The organism is Nitratidesulfovibrio vulgaris str. Hildenborough (genome assembly GCF_000195755.1).
Taxonomy (GTDB): domain Bacteria; phylum Desulfobacterota; class Desulfovibrionia; order Desulfovibrionales; family Desulfovibrionaceae; genus Nitratidesulfovibrio; species Nitratidesulfovibrio vulgaris.
In genome coordinates this window covers 1,980,927-2,002,697 of the sequence record NC_002937.3, presented here as the reverse complement: position 1 = coordinate 2,002,697, position 21,771 = coordinate 1,980,927, and the positions used below count along the sequence as shown (strand labels likewise).

20 protein-coding genes are annotated in these 21,771 nt (G+C 62.6%); 2 read left to right on the top strand and 18 right to left on the bottom strand.

The annotated features are described in order from the left end of the window. Positions 1–41 precede the first annotated feature (41 nt). The 17 genes from ileS to DVU_RS09055 all read right to left on the bottom strand — a co-directional run bounded on the left by ileS (position 42) and on the right by DVU_RS09055 (position 18,969). On the bottom strand, positions 42–2,858 hold the full coding sequence (gene ileS, locus DVU_RS09135) for an isoleucine--tRNA ligase (RefSeq protein ID WP_010939213.1): 2,817 nt from the start codon (positions 2,856–2,858) through the stop codon (positions 42–44). A gap of 233 nt (positions 2,859–3,091) precedes the next feature. After that, positions 3,092–3,580 carry a gamma-glutamylcyclotransferase family protein gene (locus tag DVU_RS09130; RefSeq protein ID WP_010939212.1) on the bottom strand — a complete coding sequence of 163 codons (489 nt, stop codon included), beginning with the start codon at positions 3,578–3,580 and terminating at the stop codon, positions 3,092–3,094. Then, positions 3,562–4,203 (bottom strand): arylesterase, encoded by a 642-nt coding sequence (locus DVU_RS09125; RefSeq protein ID WP_010939211.1) that lies wholly within the window; start codon positions 4,201–4,203, stop codon positions 3,562–3,564. The genes DVU_RS09130 and DVU_RS09125 overlap by 19 nt, the downstream gene beginning before the upstream one ends. 17 nt (positions 4,204–4,220) lie before the next feature. Next, positions 4,221–4,472 (bottom strand): HypC/HybG/HupF family hydrogenase formation chaperone, encoded by a 252-nt coding sequence (locus DVU_RS09120; RefSeq protein WP_010939210.1) that lies wholly within the window; start codon positions 4,470–4,472, stop codon positions 4,221–4,223. A gap of 11 nt (positions 4,473–4,483) precedes the next feature. Continuing rightward, a complete protein-coding gene (locus tag DVU_RS09115; RefSeq protein ID WP_010939209.1) occupies positions 4,484–4,981 on the bottom strand; it encodes a HyaD/HybD family hydrogenase maturation endopeptidase in 498 nt (165 codons plus the stop codon). Between the two features lie 368 nt (positions 4,982–5,349). Then, positions 5,350–7,050 carry a nickel-dependent hydrogenase large subunit gene (locus DVU_RS09110; RefSeq protein ID WP_010939208.1) on the bottom strand — a complete coding sequence of 567 codons (1,701 nt, stop codon included), beginning with the start codon at positions 7,048–7,050 and terminating at the stop codon, positions 5,350–5,352. Between the two features lie 51 nt (positions 7,051–7,101). Further along, a complete protein-coding gene (locus DVU_RS09105) occupies positions 7,102–8,055 on the bottom strand; it encodes a hydrogenase small subunit (RefSeq protein WP_010939207.1) in 954 nt (317 codons plus the stop codon). A 317-nt stretch (positions 8,056–8,372) separates the two neighbouring features. Further along, entirely contained in the window at positions 8,373–8,843 is a 471-nt protein-coding gene (hysD, locus tag DVU_RS09100; protein WP_010939205.1) for a NiFeSe hydrogenase maturation protease, read from the bottom strand. Between the two features lie 268 nt (positions 8,844–9,111). Further along, positions 9,112–10,644 (bottom strand): NiFeSe hydrogenase large subunit HysA, encoded by a 1,533-nt coding sequence (gene hysA / locus DVU_RS09095; RefSeq protein WP_010939204.1) that lies wholly within the window; start codon positions 10,642–10,644, stop codon positions 9,112–9,114. 33 nt (positions 10,645–10,677) lie between these two features. Beyond that, positions 10,678–11,631, bottom strand: a complete 954-nt coding sequence (hysB, locus tag DVU_RS09090; RefSeq protein WP_010939203.1) for a NiFeSe hydrogenase small subunit — start codon at positions 11,629–11,631, stop codon at positions 10,678–10,680. Between the two features lie 519 nt (positions 11,632–12,150). Then, positions 12,151–13,767: a citramalate synthase gene (cimA, locus tag DVU_RS09085; protein WP_010939200.1), complete on the bottom strand. Its 1,617-nt coding sequence runs from the start codon at positions 13,765–13,767 to the stop codon at positions 12,151–12,153. A 14-nt stretch (positions 13,768–13,781) separates the two neighbouring features. Next, positions 13,782–15,008: an aspartate kinase gene (locus DVU_RS09080; RefSeq protein WP_010939199.1), complete on the bottom strand. Its 1,227-nt coding sequence runs from the start codon at positions 15,006–15,008 to the stop codon at positions 13,782–13,784. 58 nt (positions 15,009–15,066) lie between these two features. Beyond that, a complete protein-coding gene (gene tsaE / locus DVU_RS09075) occupies positions 15,067–15,555 on the bottom strand; it encodes a tRNA (adenosine(37)-N6)-threonylcarbamoyltransferase complex ATPase subunit type 1 TsaE (RefSeq protein ID WP_010939198.1) in 489 nt (162 codons plus the stop codon). Positions 15,556–15,567: 12 nt separating this feature from the next. Further along, entirely contained in the window at positions 15,568–16,020 is a 453-nt protein-coding gene (locus tag DVU_RS09070; RefSeq protein WP_010939197.1) for a CBS domain-containing protein, read from the bottom strand. Continuing rightward, entirely contained in the window at positions 16,013–17,737 is a 1,725-nt protein-coding gene (locus DVU_RS09065; RefSeq protein WP_010939196.1) for an NAD(P)H-hydrate dehydratase, read from the bottom strand. Before DVU_RS09065 ends, DVU_RS09070 begins: the two co-directional genes overlap by 8 nt. A gap of 121 nt (positions 17,738–17,858) precedes the next feature. Further along, the gene (locus tag DVU_RS09060; protein WP_010939195.1) at positions 17,859–18,233 is read right to left on the bottom strand and encodes a holo-[acyl-carrier-protein] synthase; all 375 of its coding nucleotides are present in this window, start codon (positions 18,231–18,233) and stop codon (positions 17,859–17,861) included. A 10-nt stretch (positions 18,234–18,243) separates the two neighbouring features. After that, positions 18,244–18,969, bottom strand: a complete 726-nt coding sequence (locus DVU_RS09055; protein ID WP_010939194.1) for a pyridoxine 5'-phosphate synthase — start codon at positions 18,967–18,969, stop codon at positions 18,244–18,246. Positions 18,970–19,120: 151 nt separating this feature from the next. Here DVU_RS09055 and DVU_RS09050 point away from each other — a divergent pair, with 151 nt between their 5' ends. Continuing rightward, positions 19,121–20,458, top strand: coding sequence for a UDP-glucose dehydrogenase family protein (locus DVU_RS09050; RefSeq protein ID WP_010939193.1), 1,338 nt, complete (start codon positions 19,121–19,123; stop codon positions 20,456–20,458). 374 nt (positions 20,459–20,832) lie between these two features. Here DVU_RS09050 and DVU_RS09045 read toward each other — a convergent pair whose 3' ends face one another. Next, positions 20,833–21,057, bottom strand: coding sequence for a hypothetical protein (locus DVU_RS09045; RefSeq protein WP_011792157.1), 225 nt, complete (start codon positions 21,055–21,057; stop codon positions 20,833–20,835). Positions 21,058–21,281: 224 nt separating this feature from the next. Here DVU_RS09045 and DVU_RS09040 point away from each other — a divergent pair, with 224 nt between their 5' ends. Then, entirely contained in the window at positions 21,282–21,758 is a 477-nt protein-coding gene (locus tag DVU_RS09040) for a chemotaxis protein CheW (RefSeq protein WP_010939190.1), read from the top strand. Positions 21,759–21,771: the final 13 nt, after the last annotated feature.

The window sequence follows — 21,771 nt, the reverse complement described above, 5'->3', positions numbered from 1 at the left end:
CCCCTTCGCTGTGAAGGGGCGGCGTCGTTGCTTGCTCCGGGTTAGGCCCCGGTGCCTGTGAGCACTGCGGTACAGCGGGGGCACAGTGTGGGGTGCGCGGCATCGGTGCCGAGGTCGGCACTGATGATCCAGCACCGTTCGCACTTCTCGCCTTCGGCCTTGCGGACGGTGACCTTGAGTTCGGGCAGTTCCTCGGATGTCCACGCATCGGCAGGGGCATCGGCGAGGTCCATGACTTCGAGGCGCGACACGATGAACATGGCGCGCAGGTCGCTACCGAGGCCTTCCAGCGTCGCCTTGAGCGACGGGTCGGCGAAGAGGGTCACATGGGTGTCGAGAGAATGTCCCACCTCGCCCGACTTGCGTAGCGGTTCGATGGCCTTGGTCGTTTCGGAACGTACGGCCAGCAGTTTTTCCCACGCAGCACGGGAGGTCGTATCGAGGGTGAAGGCCGGGGCATCGGTTGCGGGCAGCGCGAAGACGCTGATGACATCAGGGCGCAGGGCGGCAGGCACGTAGCCGAACACCTCTTCTGCGGTGAAGCTCAACACCGGTGCCATGTCGCGGACCATCAGCATGAGGATGCGGTACAGGGCCGTCTGGGCCGAGCGCCGCGCGTGGCTGTCGGCAGCGGAGGAGTAGAGACGGTCCTTGAGGATGTCGAGATAGAAGGCGCTGAGGTCCGTCACGCAGAGGTTGTGCAGCGTGTGGAAAACCTTGTGGAACTCGTATTCCGTGTAGGCGTCCTGAATGCGCTCGTGGGCCCTTGAGGCGAGGTCGAGGGCGAAGCGGTCGAGCGGGTCCATCGCTTCGAAGGGGACCATGGTCTCGGGCGTGAGGTCGCTGATGTTGCCGAGCAGGTAACGGCAGGTGTTACGGATGCGGCGGTAGGCGTCCACGAGCCGGTTGAGGATCTCCTCGGAGATGCGGATGTCTTCGCGGTAGTCGACGGATGCCACCCACAGGCGCAGCACTTCGGCGCCGTGCTTGTCGATGATCTCCTGCGGTGCGACCACGTTGCCGACCGATTTGGACATCTTGCGACCGTCGCCGTCCACCACGTAGCCATGGGTCAGGACAGAACGGTAGGGCGGAACGCCACGGGTGCCGATGGAGGCGAGCAGCGAGCTGTGGAACCAGCCGCGATGCTGGTCGGAGCCTTCAAGGTAGAGGTCGGCCGGGAAGCCGCACTCTTCGCGCTGCTCGACCACGGCGGCGAAGCTGGTGCCCGAGTCGAACCATACGTCGAGGATGTCCGTCTCCTTCTTCCAGTGGTCGCCGCCACACTTTGGGCAGCGCAGACCGGCGGGAACGATGTCGGAGAGGTCCGTCTCGTACCAGTAGTCGCACCCTGTGGCGTGCTTGGCGAAGCGCTCTGCGATGTCGCGCATCCAGTCGGCGTCGTTCCACGCCTCGCCGCAATCTTCGCAGAGAAGGGCAACGATGGGCACACCCCACATGCGCTGACGCGAGATGCACCAGTCGGGGCGGAATTCGATCATGTTATGGATGCGTTCCTGCCCCCATGAGGGAATCCAGCGCACGTCGTCGCGGATGGCGTCGAGTGCCTTCTGGCGCAGGTCGTTGCGTTCCATGGCGATGAACCACTGGGTGGTGGCCCTGAAGATGACGGGCTTCTTGCAGCGCCAGCAGTGCGGGTAGGAGTGGGTGATGCGGCCTTCGGCCAGCAGGTTGCCCACTTCGCGCAGCTTCTCGATGACCTTGGGGTTGGCCTCGAAGATGGTCATGCCCGCGAAGAATTCCACGCAGTCGAGGTAGCGCCCTTCATCGGTGAGAGGAGAATAGATGTCGAGGCCGTAGCGCAGGCCCGTCTCATAGTCTTCGCGACCGTGCCCGGGGGCCGTGTGAACGCAGCCGGTACCGGATTCGAGGGTCACGTAGTCGGCAAGTACGATGGGCGAGGGGCGGTCGTAGAAGGGGTGGGTCGCCTTGAGTCCTTCGAGTGCGCGACCGCCGATGCGGGCGACCACCTCGTGTTCGTCCCACTTGAACGCCTTGAGGCAGGCTTCAAGCAGTCCTTCGGCGACGATGTGGAAGTCGCCTCCATGGCGGACGACCACGTAGTCGAAATCGGGATGGACGGCCACAGCCATGTTGTCAGGCAGGGTCCACGGCGTCGTCGTCCAGATGACGATGTAGGCGTGGGCAGGGTCGACGCCGGGCAGCACTTCGGCCACGCGCGGGTCACGCAGCGGGAAGCGCACGTGCACCGAGGGCGATGTGTGGTCGTGATACTCGACCTCGGCTTCGGCGAGGGCGGTCTGGCAGGAACAGCACCAGTAGATGGGCTTCTTGCTGCGGACGAGTCCGCCCTTGGCTGCGAAGTTGCCAAGCTCGCGTGCCGTGGCCGCTTCATAGGAAGGGTGCATGGTGACGTATGGCTTGTCCCATGCGCCGAAGACGCCGAGGCGCTTGAATTCCTTGCGCTGGATGTCGAGATACTTTTCGGCGTACTGGCGGCAGCGCTTGCGTACGGCATGGGCGGGCATGGTGCGCTTCTTCTCGCCCAGTTCGTGTTCGACCTTGAGTTCGATGGGCAGGCCGTGACAGTCCCAGCCGGGGACGTATTCGGCCTTGAAGCCCTGAAGGTTGCGCGACTTGACGATGATGTCCTTCAGGATCTTGTTGAGCGCATGGCCCATGTGGATGTTGCCGTTGGCGTAGGGAGGACCGTCGTGGAGCACATAGGTGCCCTGCTGTCCCGATGCCCGGACCATGGCTCCGTAGGCGTCGTCCTTTTCCCATTTGCGCAGCATTTCCGGCTCGCGCTGGGTCAGGTTCGCCTTCATGGGGAACTTGGTTTCGGGCAGTTGCAGCGTCTTCTTGTAATCGCTCATGGTCGAAGGCCCTCCGGTGAGGCGGTATGGGCAGGTCATGGCTTCGCTGGCCGTGCCCTGTGGACATATCGAAAAAATGCGCTCCGCGTTGGCGGGTCACGCAGGTGGTGATGTCGCGATCAAAAGTGACCGGGCGCAACGGCACCACGGATGCAAAGGGATGTAATTGGTTCAAGAGCGGATGGAAGTCAAGACGCGCGTGGTGGCGCGGTGTCTTCAGATGTCATGGTGCTTCAGTGGTGGCAGCAATCAGGGGGCATCATGGCCGACGCAATAGGTGAGACGTATGTCCAGCATGGCAGCAGCACGTCGTCCACGAGTACGGGCAGTAATACGCGCAGGTAGAGACTGATGCCGCCGGGGGCGAACTCTTCGAGCTTGTCCAGCCGGTGCAGCGCCGCCGGTGCGTCGGCGAAGTCGATGACTTCTCCCCTGACAAGGGCGCATGGCAGGGCCGGGGCGATGAAATCTTCAGACGTAGGTGTTCCCGGAAGGGTGCAGTGCATTCCCCGCCATGCGTCGGCGGCGAGGTCGGAGGTGCCGATGGCAAGCACGGACGACCCCGGGACGTGCAACGTGGGATATCCTGCCGGAAGGTCGACGAGTCTGCCCCGAGTGCATCCTGTTCGGACGCGAAGGGCATCGGCACAATGGGCTGCATGGTGTCTGCCCCCGCGCTTCAGTGTGCCATAGACGAAGACCCTCAGTGTCGTGGGGGGCATGGCGGCGTGGCGTGGTCTTCGCCAGCGAGGGCGGTTTCGACAAGCGTGCGGACAAGGGGCAGTATCGACGTAGCCATGTGGCGTACCCCCTCGATAGAGGGATGCAGCCCGTCATGCAGGGTCATCCTGTCTTCACCCCAGATACCGGCAAGCGTGTCAGCATAGAGAGGCGTGCCATGCTTCGCCGCAAGGTCGGCGTACAGGTCTTCGAAGTCATCGGCGTAGTCGGGGGTGTCCGCCATGGTCGCCTGCCATCCCATGAGCAGCGCGGGAATGCCGTGACCGGCAAGCAGAGAGAGGATGGCGTCGAGATTCGCGGCGACCTCATCCGGTTCGATGCCGATGAAACTGTCGTTGGCCCCCAATTCCACGATGGCGACGATGGGTGCTGTTCCCGTCGCGTGTGCCTGAAACTTCTCGGCATTGCGTGCCAGCCATGCCCGAAGACGGCGCAGTCCGCCTGCCGAAGTGTCGCCCGAGAGGCCAAGGTTGAGGCATGTCACGGGCAGACCGGCGTCGCGGAGCATCTCCTGCAGCACGTCAGGCATGGCGCGGCCCGGCGGCAGACCGTAACCCTCGGTGAGGCTGTCACCGAGGGCAAGCAGGAGGCAGGTGCGATGCATGTCGCAATGACGCGATGTCAGAAGGCCGCGGGGGCGCCTTCAGCTGCTTCGGCCACTTCACGCAGCAGACGCAACGTCTCTTCGGCGTCGGCCTTGTCGAGCTTGCGCAGGGCGAATCCGGCATGGACGATGATGTAATCGCCAAGGGCCGCGGGTTCAGGCAGGAGCATGGCTGAAACCGTGAGGAAGGTCTCGCTCTTGCCGACACGGGCGCGAACCATGTCGTTGTCCATCATTTCCACAATCTCAGCGGGGATGGCGAGGCACATGTGTTTCTCCGTTAGTCTGAAGGAACGGTCGTCCAGTCGCCGCCAGCGTCCCGAATCTCCTTGAGGACGGCGTCGCACAGCAACGGCATCCTCTCTGCGGAACGGGCAGAGACTTCGGGGCAGAGCGTCTGGTAGTCCTGCGGTTCCATGCCGATGACCACCGCATCGGGCCTGTGGCCCGCAAGCTCGCAGAATATGAGCGTGTCTACGAGGTCGGTCTGGTGCATGGAGTCGTTGAAGCCCAGGCTCTTGCGCAGGTCTTCGCCGGTGAGCCGGTAGACGGCCCCCGGTTCGTCGCCGCCGAGGACGGCATCCACGACGATGAGCCTGTCGCAGTCCATGATGGCGTCCATGAGACGCATCCCCAACGTCCCGCCGTCCATGAGTCGGACGTTCGGCGTGAAGGTGTAGCCGGCGCTGAGTCTTTCGACGGCGCGAACGCCTATGCCTTCGTCAGTGTAGAGGATGTTGCCCACGCCAAGGACGAGGATGGAGGTGTTTTCGCTCATGTGCTCGAGACTATAGGGTGTGTAGGGACCCGGCGCAAGGCCGGAATCGTGGATACGGTCGGTCGGGATGCAACCCGTTGCCAGCGCGGAAACGGGGATCGAGGTCTCATGCCGTCCCATACCGGGTTCTAGACGTGCGGTTCGTCTTCACAGCGGCAGTCTGCCAAGAACGTCGTATCCGTTCGGGCAGGTCGCCGCATCGCCATGGGCGTAATAGCTGCATGTCATCATGCCTGCGTGCGTCGTCTGGCATTGGCGATGCCGGGCAGTATCTCGTCTGCTGTCTTCATAGCGTCGGGCGTTGGCAATGACCCGTTGGAAGAGCGAGGGGCTGGCCCAAGGCCAGCCCCGTTGTCTTGCGCTGTCCGCTACAGGATGCGGAACTTGTGTACTTCGTTGGTCTGTGAGTCGATGACGTGTACGCCACAGGCTATGCACGGGTCGAAGGAGTGGACGGTGCGCAGAATCTCGACGGGGCGCTTCGCGTCCGCGACCGGGGTTCCCACCAGTGCCTCTTCGACGGGGCTGGGCTTGTTGTTCGCACAGCGGGGGCCAAGCGTCCACGTCGAGGGAACGACAAGCTGGAAGTTGCCGATGCGTCCGTCCTCGATGCGTATCCAGTGCGAGAGGCCGCCGCGTGGTGCGGTGACGAAGCCGACACCCTCAGCCTGCTTGGGCATCTCCCATGGCTCGACGATCTTGTTGTCGCCGCTGGCGATGTTGTCCTTGTACTCGTTCAGCCACTGTTCCATCTGGGCGGCGATGACCGCGGTCTCGATGCCGCGCGCCGCCGTGCGTCCCAGTGTGGAGAACAGGGCTTCGGGACCGACGCCAAGAGCGCCGAGTACGGTGTCGGTGACCGCCTTCACCTGCTTGTGGCCCTGCGCATAGGCCACCAGCACCTGCGCGAGGGGGCCGGTCTCCATGGGGTCGTCCATGTAGCGCGGGGCCTTCATCCACGAGTAGCGGTCCTCTCCGTGCAGGTCGGTGTACTTGGGTTCTGTCGCACCCTTCCACGGGTGGCGCGCTTCGGCACCTTCGTACCAGCTGTGCCGCACGTGTTCGCGAATCTGCATGGGGTCGAACGGCTTGATGTTCTGGAAGTCGCGCTTGAACACCGCGCCGGGCTTGAAGAAACGGCTGTTCAGGTCGTATTCGTCCTTGGGGAACTCGCCGAAGGTGATGAAGTTGGTGGTGCCACCGTACTGTGTCCAGTCCTTGTAGCGCGATGCCACCGCCAGCAGGTCGGGGATGTACACCTCATCGACGAAGGCCTTCGTCTCTTTCCAGAGGTCGGTGAATTCCTGGATGCGCTTGGGCGTGAGCGCGTCGTAGCAGGTGACCCCACCCACCACGGTGAACTGGGTATGCGGGTTCTTGGCACCGAAGACGGCCATGGCGCGGGCGGCCTTGACCTGAAGCCGAAGCGCTTCGAGGTAGTGGGCCGTGGCGATGAGGTCGAGTTCGGGTTCGAGATAGTAGGCGGGGTGACCGCCGAGGAAGTAGGCGTTGGTGAAGGGGCCGAGTTGCCCGCTGGCCACGAACGCCTTGAGCTTGTCCTGTACGGCCTTGAGGTCGGCCGCCGTTGTCTTGCGGGGCGATATGGATGACGCGATCTTCGCAGCCTTGGCCGGGTCGGCCTTGAGGGCGTTGGTCACGTCGACGAAGTCGAGCGCGTGCAGGTGGTAGAAGTGCACGATGTGGTCGTGCAGATACTGCGCACCCAGAACGAGGTTGCGGATGTATGTGGCATTCTTGGGGATATGCACGCCCACCGCGTTGTCGACGCAGCGCGTGGAAGCCAGCGCATGCGTGTAGGTGCACACGCCGCAGGTGCGCTGAGTGAAGTGCTGCGCATCGCGCGGGTCGCGTCCCTTCAGGATGATCTCAAGCCCCCTGAAGAGCGTCGAACTGCTGTATGCGCGCTTCACCTTGCCGTTTTCGACCTCGACTTCGATGCGAAGGTGGCCTTCGATTCGGGTCACAGGGTCGATGGTGATGGGGCCGGTATAGCTGCTCTGTGGCGTGACGGGCACACCCGGAGCTGTCTTGGCTTTGCAGCCGCCCATGGGCTTCCTCCTTCTTGGAAGAGTTGGTTCTTCGGTTCAGTGACTGGCGACCTAGCTTTCGTAGAACGGGCTCTTTTCGTCCCAGAAGTCGGGTTCGCTGCAGCCGATGCAGGGGTGCCCCGCTTCGACGGGCCAGTTCGTCTGATTGAACTTGATCTTGGGGCAGTTGTTCATGGTTGAAGGCCCCTTGCAGCCCAGTTCGTACAGACACCAGCCCTTGCGTGCCTCTTCGGACTCGAACGACGGCGCGAATTCGCCAGCGTCGAAGTGCTTGAGGCGGGGGCAGTTGTCGTGAACGGACTGGCCGAAGAACATGAGCGGACGGTTGAACTCGTCCATTTCAGGTGCGGCGTTGTTCTTGAGATAGTAGACGAGGGTTCCCACGAGATTGTAGGGGTTGGGCGGGCACCCCGCGAGGTTTATGGCGTTCACGCCAAGATGCTTGAGGGCGTCGTTGAGCCCCTTTGCCCCGGTTGGGTTGGGCTTGGCTGCCTGCACGCCACCGAAGGTCGCGCACGTACCGTACGCGATGACGGCTTTGGCCTTGGGGACGATGTCACTGCAGATGGAGAGCATCGTGTGGTTGGCGACCTTGCCATAGATGCCGTTGTCGGCCGTGGGTATGGCACCTTCGACGATGCAGATGAAGCCGTCGGGGTTGGCGACGGCCTGATGCAGGGCTGCTTCAGCGGCATCGCCTGCCGCTGCCATGATGGTTTCGTGGTAGTCGAGAGAGATGGTGTCGAGAATGAGTTCGTCGAGGTACGGCTGAAAGGCACGCAGGACGGACTCTGAACAGCCTGTGCATTCGGCGTTGTGCAGATACACCACCGATGGCCGGCGGCTTCCGGTCAGCGCACGCGCCACTTCTGGCGCAAACGCGGGCCCCATGCCCATCGTCACGGCTATCGCCGTACAGAATTTGAGGAAGTCGCGTCGGCTGACGCCACGCCGCGCCAGACGTTCTTCCGCGCCTTCCTTGCCAAGACCGACTGAGAATCGCATTCGCATCCTCCTTGCGCTGCGCCTGCCCTGTAACCCTGTGGGCAGGTGACGTTGTGGGGCCGTGCGCATCAAGCCGAGGCCCGCACCTGCGGCGTACGCATTACGCACGTATCATTGTGGTAGCATGGTGGATGGGGTGTATCCAATCGATAATGACTATTTCGATACGGAAAATAATAGCCTTTGATGATGCAGAAAGGGCCGGAGGCATTAGATATGCCTCCGGCCCTTGTCATACATGGGGGCGTATGGATTCTATCAGGTGTTGATTGTTCAGACGGTCTTGTTACAGTTGCCGAAATCGTGTTACCGCGCCGTCAGAACGAAGCGAGTATCGCCTGTATCTCTTCGCGGGCAAGCTGAAGGAATGCCGGGTACCGTTCCGAAAGAGGTGCGGACAGACCGATGTTCCATGTCGTGTAGTCGAAGGGTTCCATGCCTAGCACATGCATGGTGGGCTTCTTGCCACCCAGCATCTCTGCCATGCGAAGAGAGTCTATCAGGTCGATGTCGTGGATGGAGAGGCGCTGGCTCTCCTTCTGCACGAGGTCTTCTTCAGAAAGACGGTATATCGTGCCGGGCTCTGCGCCGGTGTGGATGATATCGAGCACGAGCAGGGCATCATACCCTTCGAAAAGATAGAAGATATCCTGTGTGAAGGTGCCTGCTTCCATGATGTTGACGTTGTCGGGCCACGTCTCTTTCATCAGTTCCTGGGCCGCGAAAACACCGACCCCGTCATCGGTGAGCAACATGTTTCCGATGCCGAGCACAAGCAGTTTCTTCATTTCAGGCTCCGTTATGCGACGGTAGGGTCGCGGGGTGAAAGAGTCGCAGAAGGGTGACAGGAAGGCTTCCGGCATCCGGGGCTGAGAGGCGATACTGCCGCTTGCGGCGCCTGTGCGATGCAAGGGAGGTTGCTACCCCCTATCTGTTGCCGTCGCCGTGCCGTTGGAACCCTAACATCATGGGCGTCGGCAGCAAAGATGCCATCAGTGCGGCATAGAAAAGGGGAGAGGCTCGCGGCCCCTCCCCTTCATGATCGGGTCTTTTCGTCTACTTCACTTCGATGACGGCGACCTTGCCGGACTCAGCGTGCAGCACGTGCACGGCACAGCCCAGTCACGGGTCGAAGGCGCGTATGAGACGCGCCACGTTCACCGGGTTCTGGATGTCGTCGACGGGGATGCCGATGAGGGCTTCCTCGACAGCACCACGCTGTCCCATATCGTCGCGCGGGTTGCAGTTCCACAGCGATGCGGAGACGATCTGGTAGTTGTCGATCTTCGAGTCCTTCACCTTCACGTAGTGCAGCAGAGAGCCGCGCGGCGCTTCGGTGAAGCCGGTGCCTTCGGCAGAGGCGGGAACTGCGGGCATGACGACGGTATCTTCGCCAGCCTTGATTTCCTTGAGCCAGCCTTCGATGGCGCCAAGCATGTAGTAGGTCTCTTCGGCGCGGGCCACGTGGCGGCCCATCAGCGAGAAGGCCGCTTCTTCACCAAGGTCGCGGAACTTCTTGGCGGAGATGCCGAACAGGTCCTTCAGCAGCTTCTTACCCACGGGCGAAAGCTCGGGGTTGTTGACCCACATGCGTGCCAGCGGGCCCACTTCGAGAGACAGACCGTCGTAGCGGGGAGCCTTGACGAAGCTGTACGCACCGGCCTTGTCAGGGGCAGGAATGGTCTTGCCTTCCTTGTAATTGAGGCCGGTCGTCTCTTCAGCGAACCAGGAGTACTTGACGTATTCCTTGATCTTCGAGGGATCGAAAGGCATGTCCTTGCCCTTGGCGTACACGCCGGGCATGAACAGGTGCTTCTTGCCGCTGTTGTCGAGCGGGAAGGCACCCACGCAGAGCGCAGCCTTGAAGCCCTGGCCGACCTTGAACATGTCCTTGTACTTGCTGCCGATGGTGTACACCACGGGCACGTACTTCTGCTCAACGAAATCGCGCACCTTCTTGAAGCGGGCAGCGTATTCGACCAGCTTCTCCTTGGTGGGGATTTCGGTGGCACCACCGACGACCTGCCCCTGTACGTGAGGCATACGGCCACCGAAGAGGGCGACCATCTCGTGGCAGATGCGACGAACTTCGAGGGCTTCGATGTACTGGTCGACACCGGCCTTGTTCAGTTCCTTCGAAAGGCGCAGGTCCGACTTGGGGAAGCGCGGAACGAAAGGAGCCGTATCCGGGCCCTGCACGAAGTCCTGCGCGGAGAGGTGGTAGAAGTGCAGGATGTGCGACTGCAGGTAGTTGGCACCGAAGATGAGGTTACGCGTGATGCGCCCGTTGTTGGGCACCTTGGCGCCGAAGGCCTCGTCGAGTGCGAGGACGGAGGCGGTGGAGTGCGCAGTGGGGCACACGCCGCAGATGCGCTGTACGATCTGCGAAGCGTCGCGCGGGTCGCGCCCGCGCAGGATGGTCTCGAAACCACGGTACATGCCGCCCGAGAGACGGGCGTCGACGACCTTACCGTTCTCGACGACGACCTCTGCTTTGAGGTGGCCTTCGATTCGGGTTACCGGGTCGATGGCGATGGTCGTCCTGCCGGTGGCCCCGGCGGGTGCGGCCTTGGGAGTGCATCCGGACATGATATCCTCCTGAAGCGACTGACGGCGCTGGGCTTATGCCTGGTAGAAGGGCGACTTGCCGTCGGGGAAGTCGGGCTCGACGCAGCCGATGCACACAGCGTTCTGTACGCACCAGTTGACGCCACCGTTCCACTTGCGCTCGAAACAGTCGGCCATGGTCATGGGACCCTTGCAGCCGAGGTCGTAGCGGCATCCGACCTTGTCGGTGAACGTGGCGGACATCACACCTTCGTCGTACTTGTCGAGGTACGGACAGTTCTCGTGGATGTTACGGCCGAAGAACGGGGTGGGGCGACCGTCAGAGTCGAGAACCTTCACCACTTCGGCGAGACCACCTTCGAGGCCGTTCTTCTTGATGGCATCGAGTGCCAGCACCACGGTGCCGACAATCCAGTCGGGGTGGGGCGGGCAACCGGGAATGTTGACGACGGGAGTCTTGATGCCGTTGTCACCAAGGAACTTGGAGACTGCGGTCGCACCGGTCTCACTGCCTTCGGCGGCGGGAATGCCCCCGTAGGCTGCGCAGGTGCCGACAGCGAGGACGGCGGCTGCGTTGGGACCGAATTCCTTGAGCGCGTCGACCATGGAGATTTCATGGTGGTTCGCTTCGCCGATGATGCAGTACTTGCCGTCGGCTTCGACAGGCACGGAGCCTTCGATGACGAGGAAGAACTTACCCTTGAACTTTTCAGCCACCTTGCGCATGTGCTCGATGGCGTGTTCACCTTCCCAAGCCATGACGGTGGGGTGGAATTCAAGGCTGATGACCTTGAGCAGGACATCGGCGATGCTGGGGTGAACGCTGTTGAGTAGAGTCACCGAACAGCCTGTGCAGCCCTGGCCTTGAAGCCAGAAGACCGGGGGGCGTTCGCCGGTGAGGGTACCGGCAAGGGCTTCATGGACAGCGGGGTGGAACATCTGGGATATCCCGAACCCTGCTACCGTGCCCGTGCACAGTTTGACGAAATCACGCCTTGTGAGACTCATCCCTGCCTCCTTCGTTTGGCGTTTGCAGTGCCAGCCAATAGAGTGAATGCAACGTAACGTGCTTGCTCTTCTGGAATACCTGCCCTCAAAAAGATGTGTCAACGGAATGCCGATAGCGAGAGCAGCTTTTCATCGAAAAAGGTGATGCAACAGCATTGCAAGCGACGATTGGGCGCGCAAACGGGATGCTTCGTGCTACATTATGTCCGATTTGTGTCATTCTAGAAAGGTTGGTGCGAAGAAGGCTTGTGATAGATGGGGCAAGCTATTTGTGAAATATATAGCTCGCATTGGTGGTGCTGCGAGAGAGGACGGGCAACCACCGCGTAGCCCCCCGTCCGCTTTCGTCTTAGTGGGAGGCATGTCCATCTGCGGGTGGGGCATGGTGGATGAAGCATCGACATCCACGAACACGGCCGTGTCATGGATGAGTCAGGAATGTGGGGGGGCATCCGAAGATGCACTGGTGGGGATGTGAAGGCCGTAAGCGGACCGATGCGCCCGCCTACGGCCCCGTGGTCAATCTGTCATGCCCCGTTGGACATGTTCGTCTTTGTAGAGTTTGTACGTCATCGAGTCGGCAAGGGCCTGCCAGCTGGCTTCGATGATGTTGTAGGACACGCCCACTGTCACCCAACGGCTGTCTGCGTCACCCGATTCGATGAGCACCCGCACGGTGGAGGCGGTACCACCGTCGGTCTCCGTCCCGGTGAGCACCCGTACCTTGAAGTCCAGCAGGCGCATCTCGCGGATGCGCGGGTAGAAGCTCGACAGCGCCTTGCGCAAGGCGTTGTCGAGGGCGTTCACCGGGCCGCGCCCGGTGGCTGCCGTGTGTTCGATGATGCCCTCGACCTCGACCATGACCGAGGCTTCGGACATGGGCTCGAGGTCGTTCTCCTGCTTCGATTCGAGTACCCTGAACTGGATGAGCTTGAAGAACTCGCGAACCCCGCGCCGTGCCAGCTTGCGCAGCAGGAGCAACTCCACGCTGGCTTCCGCCGCTGCGTAGTCGTAGCCGAGGCTGGCCTTCTTCTTCAGCTCGTTCATGAGGCCCTTCACAACGGGCTCATCCTTGTCCAGATGGAACCCGAAGCGACGCGCCAGCGAGACGATGTTGCTGCGTCCCGCAAGTTCGGTGATGAGCACTCTCTGGTGGTTGCCCACCGACTCGGGGGTGATGTGTTCGTAGAGTGTGGCATTGCGGTTCACCGCACTCACATGCACCCCCCCCTTGTGGGCGAAGGCAGAACGCCCCACGAAGGGCTGCCGGCTGAAGGGCGGCAGGTTGGTCACCTCCGAGACATAGGAGGACACGGCGGTGAGTTGCTGTAACCTGCCTTCCGGCAGGCAGGCGTACGCCCCGGCGCTCTTGAGTTCGAGAATGGGGATGACCGACGAGAGGTTGGCGTTGCCGCAGCGTTCACCCACGCCGTTCATGGTGCCCTGTACCTGAACGGCCCCTGCCTGGACGGCCGCGATGCTGTTGGCGACGGCGACTTCACAGTCGTTATGGGCATGGATGCCGAGTTTCGCCTCCGGCAGCTGCTCGCGCACGGCGGTGACGATGTCGTGCACCTCGTGGGGCAGGGTTCCGCCGTTGGTGTCGCACAGTACCAGCACGTCGCCTCCGGCTTCATGGGCGCGTCGCAGCACTTCGAGGGCGTAGGCGGCATTGTGTCTGTACCCGTCGAAGAAGTGCTCGGCATCGAAGAACACCTCGGCGACCTGCTTCTTCAGGAAGGCGATGGAGTCGTGGATGATGTCGAGGTTGCGTCGTCCGTCAAGGCGCAGGGCCTCACGCGCATGGCGCTCGCACGACTTGCCGAAGATCGCGGCGGCGTCGGTGCGTGCCGCCGCGATGGCCTTCAGGTTGGGGTCGTTCTCGGCGGTATGCGACGGATGGTGCGTACTGCCGAAGGCGCTGATCTTCGCCTGCTTGAGGTTGTAGTTGCGAATTTCCTTGAAGAAGGCGACGTCCACCGGATTGGACCCCGGCCAGCCGCCCTCGATGTACGCGATGCCCAGTTCATCAAGGCGCAGCGCAATCTTGAGCTTGTCCGGGGTATTGAGGTTGATGTCCTCGGACTGCGAGCCATCCCGCAGTGTCGTGTCGTAAAGGTGGATCTGTCGCCTCATGGTCTGCTCCGTGATCAATGCTCCGTGTTGCTGGAAAGGCCGAAGGCGTCATGCAGGACGCGAACGGCGAGTTCGGTGTACTTCTCCTCGATGAGGCAGGTGATCTTGATCTCGGACGTACTGATCATGAGAATGTTGATGTTCTCCTTGCGCAGGGCGGCGAAGGCCTTGGCTGCCACGCCCGAATGGTTGCGCATTCCCACGCCGATGGCGGACACCTTGGCGACGCTCACGTCATGCAGCACTTCAAGGGCCTCGGTCTCTTCCCTGATGCCCTCCATGAGGGTGAGGGTCTTCTTGAGGTCCTTGCGCGGGACGGTGAAGGTCATGTCGGTCACGCCTTCTCGGCTGGGGTTCTGCACGATCATGTCCACGACGACGCCGTTGGTGGACAGCGGTACGAAGATGGCGGCAGCCACGCCCGGCCTGTCGGGGACGCTGCGCAGGGTGATGCGTGCCTGATCCTTGTCATATGCGATGCCGGAGACGAGTACGGCTTCCATGCTGGAGTCCTCCTGTGTGACCAGGGTTCCTGTGGTGTCGGTGAAGGTTGAGCGAACGTGCACGGGCACGTTGTATTTCTTGGCGAACTCGACGGAGCGAATCTGAAGCACCTTGGCGCCCATGCTCGCCATTTCGAGCATCTCGTCATAGGTGATGCGATCGAGCTTGCGCGCCGTGGAGCAGAGATTGGGGTCGGTGGTGTAGACCCCGTCGACGTCGGTGTATATTTCGCACTCGACCGACCCCAGCGCTGCCGCGAGGGCCACGGCTGAGGTGTCTGACCCGCCGCGCCCCAGCGTGGTGAGCCTTCCATCTGCGGTGCAGCCCTGAAAGCCCGCCACGACGAGTACGTCGTGGGTCTCGAGTTCGGCCCGCAGGCGGCTGTCGTCGATGGACAGGATGCGCGCACTGCCGAAGGTGTCGGAGGTGACGATGGGAATCTGGAAGCCGAGGAACGACCGGGCCTTTATGCCCGAGTCCTTGAGCAACATGGAGAACAGCGCGATGGAGACCTGTTCGCCGGTGACCACGAGCGCGTCCGTCTCGGCCGGGTCGGGCTCGGACGACCACTCGTCGGCGAGGGCGAGCAATCTGTTGGTCTCGCCGGACATGGCGGAGAGTACTACTACGACCTTGTAGCCGCGCTCACGCGCCGCCAGCACCTTCGCGCGCACCTGCTTCATGCATTCGAGGTTGGCGACGGAGGTTCCGCCGAACTTCTGCACCAGAATACGCATACCGAATCCTTTGCGTTGGTAGGGAAACCGGGAGTGGACGGCCCGCCCGCCCGATCCCTCAAGGCTGCACGAGGTCTGGAACCCCGGCGGCCACCATGTCCAGAGCCACCAGCGCCGGGGCACCGTTGCCGTGTGCCTCGACGATGCGTCCTTCTCCCGCGGCGTGCCATGCAAGGCGCAGCCATACGGGAGGCAGGGCATACTCCGGCAGGTGTTCGGCCCATTCGATGAGGATGATGCTCTCGCCCTCGTCGATGAGGTCGAGCAGTGCGTCATCCGGCTCGTTGCCTTCGAGCCTGTACAGATCGAAGTGGGCCGTTGGCGGAGTGGTGGGATAGAGGTTGCAGATGTTGAAGCTCGGGCTGCTCACCTCGGCCATGCCGCCACCGGGGAGTTCAGCCACAAGCCCGCGCGTCATGGTCGTCTTGCCGGAACCGAGGGTTCCGGCAAGCAGTACCACGCGCAGGCCGTCGATTTGCAGCAGCGCTTTCGCCAGCGCCCTGCCGAGCCTTACCGTATCTTCAGGGCCGGGAAGATGGAAACGCACGGTGCGTCTCCGCTAGGCTCCCGCGAGGGTGCGTAGCAGGTCTTCCTTGCCGATGACGCCGACGAGCTTGCCGTTCTCGACGACAGGCAGGGTGTGGAGCTTCGAGTCGACCATCAGCGAGGCGATCTCGTCGATGGCGGTCTCGGGCGTCACGGTGACGGGGTCGGCGGTCATGGCGTGCTTGACGATGGTCGCGGAGATGCGGCGCATCTGCTCATCCAGTTCCGACATGGAGGTCAGGGGGATGAAGCCGTCGAGCACGGTGAAGAACGAGGGGATGTTGAGCTTCTTGTGCTGGGTGATGAGGTCGCTCTGGCAGATGACGCCGACAAGGCGTCCCGAATCGTCAACGACAGGCAGACCGTTGAACTTGCGTTCGACGAGGATGCGGGCGGCCTTGGCGATTTCGGTGTCGGGAGCTACCGTCACGGGCGAAGCGGTCATGATGTCTCTGGCTTTAAGCATGGCAAAGCTCCTTGCGCGCACGGGGCAGGGCGTCTGCTATGTCGGAGGCGAGGCATCCGCGTTGCGGATGGCCTTCGAGCAGCATCTCTCCTGCCTTGCCGTGGATGTTGACACTCAAACAGGCCGCAATGGGCGACGTTGCGCCTTGCGCCACCAGTGCACCGGCAAGACCGGCGAGCACGTCGCCTGAACCGGCAACGGCAAGGGTGGACGCCATACGCGGGGAGACGGTGACAGGCAGCCCCGGGGAACCTGTGAGCGTACAGGCTCCCTTGAGGATGACCGTGCAGTGCAGACGCGACATGAGTGCGGCCAGTGCCGCGGGCCTGTCGCGTTGGATGTCGGCCGTCTCCCACCCGAGAAGCAGTGCTGCCTCACCGGGATGAGGAGTCACAATATCCGTTTCAGCTATCAAATCAAGTGCGATGCCTCCCGTTGCGAGTGCATGCAGTGCGTCGGCGTCGACGATGGCGGGCGGGCGGTGCCGGACTGCCAGCAGGCGTGACGCGAATGCGGCGGCTTGCGGTGTCCGCCCCATGCCGGGGCCGACGACCAGCACGGAACAGCGGCGTATCAGCGACATCAGGGCTTCATCGGGTGTGTCAGGCCATGTGGCGGCAACGCCGAGGGGCAGGGTCATGACATCCGGCGAGGCGCACTTGGCTTCGGTGGCGAGACTGCCGGGGGTGGCGATGGTGGCGAAGCCCGCCCCGCCCCGGAGTGCCGCGCGCGCCGCGAGATGCGGTGCCCCGGTCAACCCCGGTGAACCGCCGATGATGAGCACATGGCCTGCCGTGCCTTTGTGCATGTCGTCGCGCGGGACGGGCATCACCTTCGTGCAGTCGTCGGTCATCAGGCGGAAGCGCGTCGGGGTGGAACGCACCGTGCGGGGTATGCCGATGGGGCGCACGTGGAGTGCGCCGACATGGCAGCGTGCTTCAGGGAGTACGATTCCTGTCTTGGGTGCCTCGAAGGTGACGGTGACGTGGGCATGGACCGCTTCAGGCGCAGGTCTCCCCGTAAGACCGTCAACCCCGGAAGGGATGTCGAGCGAGAACACATGGGCACCCTCATCACGCAAGGCGTTGATGGCACGGATGAGGGCCCTCTCCCGCTCACGTACGGGCCCGCGCAAGCCCGTGCCCAGCAATCCGTCGACGATGACGGGAGGGAGTGGTGCTTGCGTGTAGTCGATTGTCGCGTCTCTACGCCGGGGGGGCGCAGGCGCGGTATCGTCTTGCACTGTCCCATACAGTCTGGCGGGGGGATTCCCTTGCGCGCCGTCGTGCGCCGTCTGCGCCTTTTGCTTTCGCGCCGCGGCCATGGCGTTGTGCCACGGCGCAAAGGGGGCATTGGCCCTGACGGCGAGTTTCAGCCATGACGAGGCATCAATCGCCGGAACGCCGCAACGCAGTGCGAGGCGCAGGTGGGCTGCCGTTTCGCCCCTGTAGGCGCGTAACGGTCTGGTGTGCACAAGCAGGGTGCAGGCCCCGAGGTCGTGCAGGCCGCGGGCCACGGCGGCGGCGTCTCCGCCGTTGTTGCCGCCCCCCATGAACAGGATGACGCGCCTGTGCCGCAGCGGGCCGCAAGACGTGCGCAGCACGTCCAGCGCTTCACGTGCGGCGTTCTCCATGAGTACCATGGCCGGAAGGCCAAGCCGTATGGTCGCGGCGTCCCATGCGGACATCTCTTCGGGCGTGGGCAGGGGGGTGAACATGTGTCCTCCGACAGCGTGATGGTGCTGCACGTCGCATGTCGCGTCCGATAGGTGACCTCGAATCCGTCGGCTTGCGAGCGAGGGCTGTCTCTATGCGGGACGGCGGCCCGTCGTCCCCGGTTCAGGACTCCAGTATGACGACAGCGGCTGCCGTGTCCCTGCCGTGGGTCAGCGAAACGTGGGTCCGCGTCGCGCCGAGTGCCTCCATGCGGGCAGCCGCCTTGCCATGCAAGACCAGTTGCGGTGCCCCTGCGGGGGCCACGCCGACTTCGATGTCGCGTGGCCCGATACCGCCACTGAATCCGGTGCCGAGGGCCTTCACTGCCGCTTCCTTGACGGCGAAGCGTCCGGCAAGGAAGGCGACAGGGTTCGCCGCGGGCATGCGCACCACTTCATGCGGATGCAGGATCCGTCGGGCGAACCTGTCTCCGAAGCGGCCCCAGCCCTTGGCTATACGGTCGATTTCGGTGATGTCGATGCCTATGCCGACGATCATCCCTTTGCCATTACCCGGGGAAGCGGTTGATGATGTCGACCATGTCGCGCACCGCCGGGCCGAAGCCCGTGAGCACGGCGCGCGAGACGATGGAGTGTCCGATGGAGAATTCGCAGATGCCGGGTACGGCTTCGAAGTCGAAGATGTTATCGTAGTTGAGGCCGTGCCCGAGGTTGACCTTGAGCCCCAGTGTGCGGGCAAGGCCGATGCCGGCGACGATGGCGTCACGCTGGCGCTTGCGTTCTGCGGCGTCGGGCGCGTCGGCGAAGTGCCCTGTATGCAGTTCCACATGGGTGACCCCGACGCGTGCGGCTGCGCGAATCTGGTCGGGGTCGGCCTCTATGAACAGGCTGGTGGCGATACCGATTTCGTGGAACGGCTTTACATATGCCTGAAGGAAGTCCACGCGCCCAGCCACCACGAGGCCGCCTTCGGTGGTGAGTTCTTCCCGTTTTTCAGGGACGAGGCAGACCATGTGCGGCTTCTCGGCAAGGGCGATGCCCTGCATCTCTTCGGTAGCTGCCATTTCGAGGTGCAGGCGGGTCTTCAGCGTCTGCCGCAAGAGCGACACGTCCCTGTCCTGTATGTGGCGGCGGTCTTCGCGCAGGTGCACTATGATGCCCCGTGCGCCTGCAAGTTCGGCCATGTGCGCGGCGGTTACGGGGTCTGGTTCGATGCCGAGGCGTTGCTGCCGCAGGGTGGCCACATGGTCGACGTTGACTACGAGTATGGGCATGGAGTTTCTCCTGAAAGTGCGTTGTTTGGCGCGATGTTCTCGCCCGCGCGGCGAGAAGTCAATACTCGCGGCGTTGACGAAGCCGGATGTGGCGGGTAATTGCACCCTCGGACGCCTGACTGCGTCCCCCTAACTTATTGAAGAGGATACCATGAAGGTTTGTATTGTCGGTACTGGTTATGTCGGTCTTGTGAGTGCGGCGTGCTTCGCCGAAATGGGCAACGACGTGCGTTGCGTCGACGTGAACCCCGAAGTGGTCGCCACGTTGCGCGCAGGCAAGGTGCATATCTACGAGCCGGGGCTTGAGACCCTTGTGCAGCGTAACTATGCCGACGGTCGCCTTACCTTCACCACGAATCTTGCCGAAGGGCTTGCCGGTGCGCAGTTCGCATTCATCACCGTGGGCACGCCCTCGCGCGACGACGGTTCCTGCGACCTGTGCTTCGTCGAGGAGGTGGCACGCCAGATAGGGCGTCACATGCAGGCACCGCTCATCGTGGTCGACAAGTCCACCGTGCCGGTGGGCACCGCCGACCGTGTGCGCAGCCTCATCGCCGAGGAACTCGCGTCGCGTGGCGCTGATATCGCCTTCGATGTGGTGTCGAACCCCGAGTTCCTGAAAGAGGGCGACGCGGTCAGCGACTTCATGAAGCCCGACCGCGTGATCGTCGGCACCGATTCCGAGCGTACCGCCGAGAAGCTCAAGGAGCTCTATGCCCCGTTCGCCCGCAGCCGTGACAAGCTCATCGTCATGAGCATCCGTAGCGCGGAGATGACCAAGTACGCCGCCAACTGCATGCTTGCCACCAAGATCTCGTTCATCAACGAAATCGCTGGTATCTGCGAGAAGGTGGGGGCGGATGTGCGTGATGTGCGCGTCGGCATCGGTTCCGACCACCGCATCGGCTATCATTTCATCTATCCCGGTGTTGGCTATGGCGGTTCATGCTTCCCCAAGGACGTGAAGGCACTCATCCACACGGCCCATGATGCGGACTTCAAACCGGAACTCCTCGAGGCCGTGGAGAGCGTCAACGCCCGCCAGAAGCGTTCCATGGCGAAGCGCATCGCAGCCTATTTCGAGCCGCAGGGGGGCGTTGCCGGGAAGACGCTCGCACTGTGGGGCCTCGCGTTCAAGGCCAACACCGACGACATGCGCGAAGCCGCCTCGCTGTCGGTCATCGAAGAGCTTACGGCCCTCGGTATGCGTGTGCGCGCCTACGACCCTGTGGCTGCCGACAATGCCCGCCGTCTGCTTGAAGGCAACGACCTCGTCGAGATCGTCGGCGACCAGTACGCCGCGTGCGAAGGCGCACAGGCGCTGCTCGTCATCACGGAGTGGAACCAGTTCCGCAATCCCGACTTCGACAGGGTGAAGGCGTCGCTCACCGCCCCCATCCTTTTCGACGGGCGCAATCTGTATGCTCCCCGCAACATGGCAGAGGCTGGCTTCGCCTACTTCTGCGTGGGGCGCAAGGATGTCGTCTAGCTGGCATTGACTCTGGGCGGGCTGGAGCCCGTGTGACCTGCCTCGCCCCGTCGACGGCATCCGCCGCCCGGACAGTTTGACGCAAAGCCCCTCCGCCGACAGGCGGAGGGGCTTTCAGCATGTATTGTCTGCCTGCCGTCCCGCCGCGCGTGGCACAGGCGGCTGCTGAAAGAGTCCTTACGACCCCTTGGGCTGCGTCTCCGGGGCGTTCGCAGGCTTCAGCCGCTGTTTTCGTGACGCGATGCGTGAAGGAAGGATGGAGTGGTGGTAGCGAAGGGCGGGCTTGCCGACCATGTGACCATCGCCGTTATTCGAGACATAAAACAGAAGCCCCGCAGTGCGGGGCTCTTGCAGTCGGTCGATTCGGAAAAGGGCTAGGGGCGACGCTCAGCACATCGCTTGCAGGAGCGCAATTGCAACTCCTGCAGGATGAGGCGTTCATAATCGGGGGTGAGGGTCACCTCGTGCATTTGATCCTCTTCGAGGAATCTGCTCACGAACTGGGTTTCCTCCCAGAAGTCGAGCAGTTCTTCGTCGCCGAGCGACCGGATTTGCATGGAAAGTGGAAGGTCGTCCGGGAACGGGAAGAGTCGGGCCATCTGCGGCACTCCTGAAAGGCTGCGGTGGAAGGTCGCACGTGACGGGGGAACCCCGTCGACCCCTGCGTTGTAGCCGGGGGGCAGCCCTTTGGCAAGCCCCGTAGTTTGCGTGTTTTGTGGGCAAACCTGTTGCCAAGGGCGCACGTTACGCCTAACATGTGTAATCAGTAGGCCTGATGCCGCATCGCCATCGGCGTTGCGCACCTAGCAAGGAGGATTAGGGTATGGAAGCTACCCAGAAGAGACAGGATGACGAACTTCTCCAACTGGTGACGTTCAGCATCGGTGAAGAGGAGTTCGGTGTGGATATCCTGAAGGTTCAGGAAATCATCCGCACGATGGAAATCACCAAGGTCCCGCGCGCCCCCGAGTTCGTCGAGGGTGTCATCAACCTGCGGGGCAAGGTCATACCCATCATCGACCTGCGCAGGCGCTTCGGGCTCGACTCGAAGACCCATGACAAGCATACGCGTATCATTGTCATCGAGATCAATAACATGATCGTCGGTTTTGTGGTCGACTCCGTGTCGGAGGTGCTGCGCATTCCCGCCAGCACGGTCGAGCCGCCGCCACCAGTCGTTGCGGGCCTCGAATCCGAATACATCAGCGGCGTCGGGAAGTTGCAGGACAGGCTGCTTATCCTGCTCGACCTCGACAGGCTCCTTTCCAACGACGATATCGGAGCCATAAGCCAGTTGTAGCAACAGGATGTCT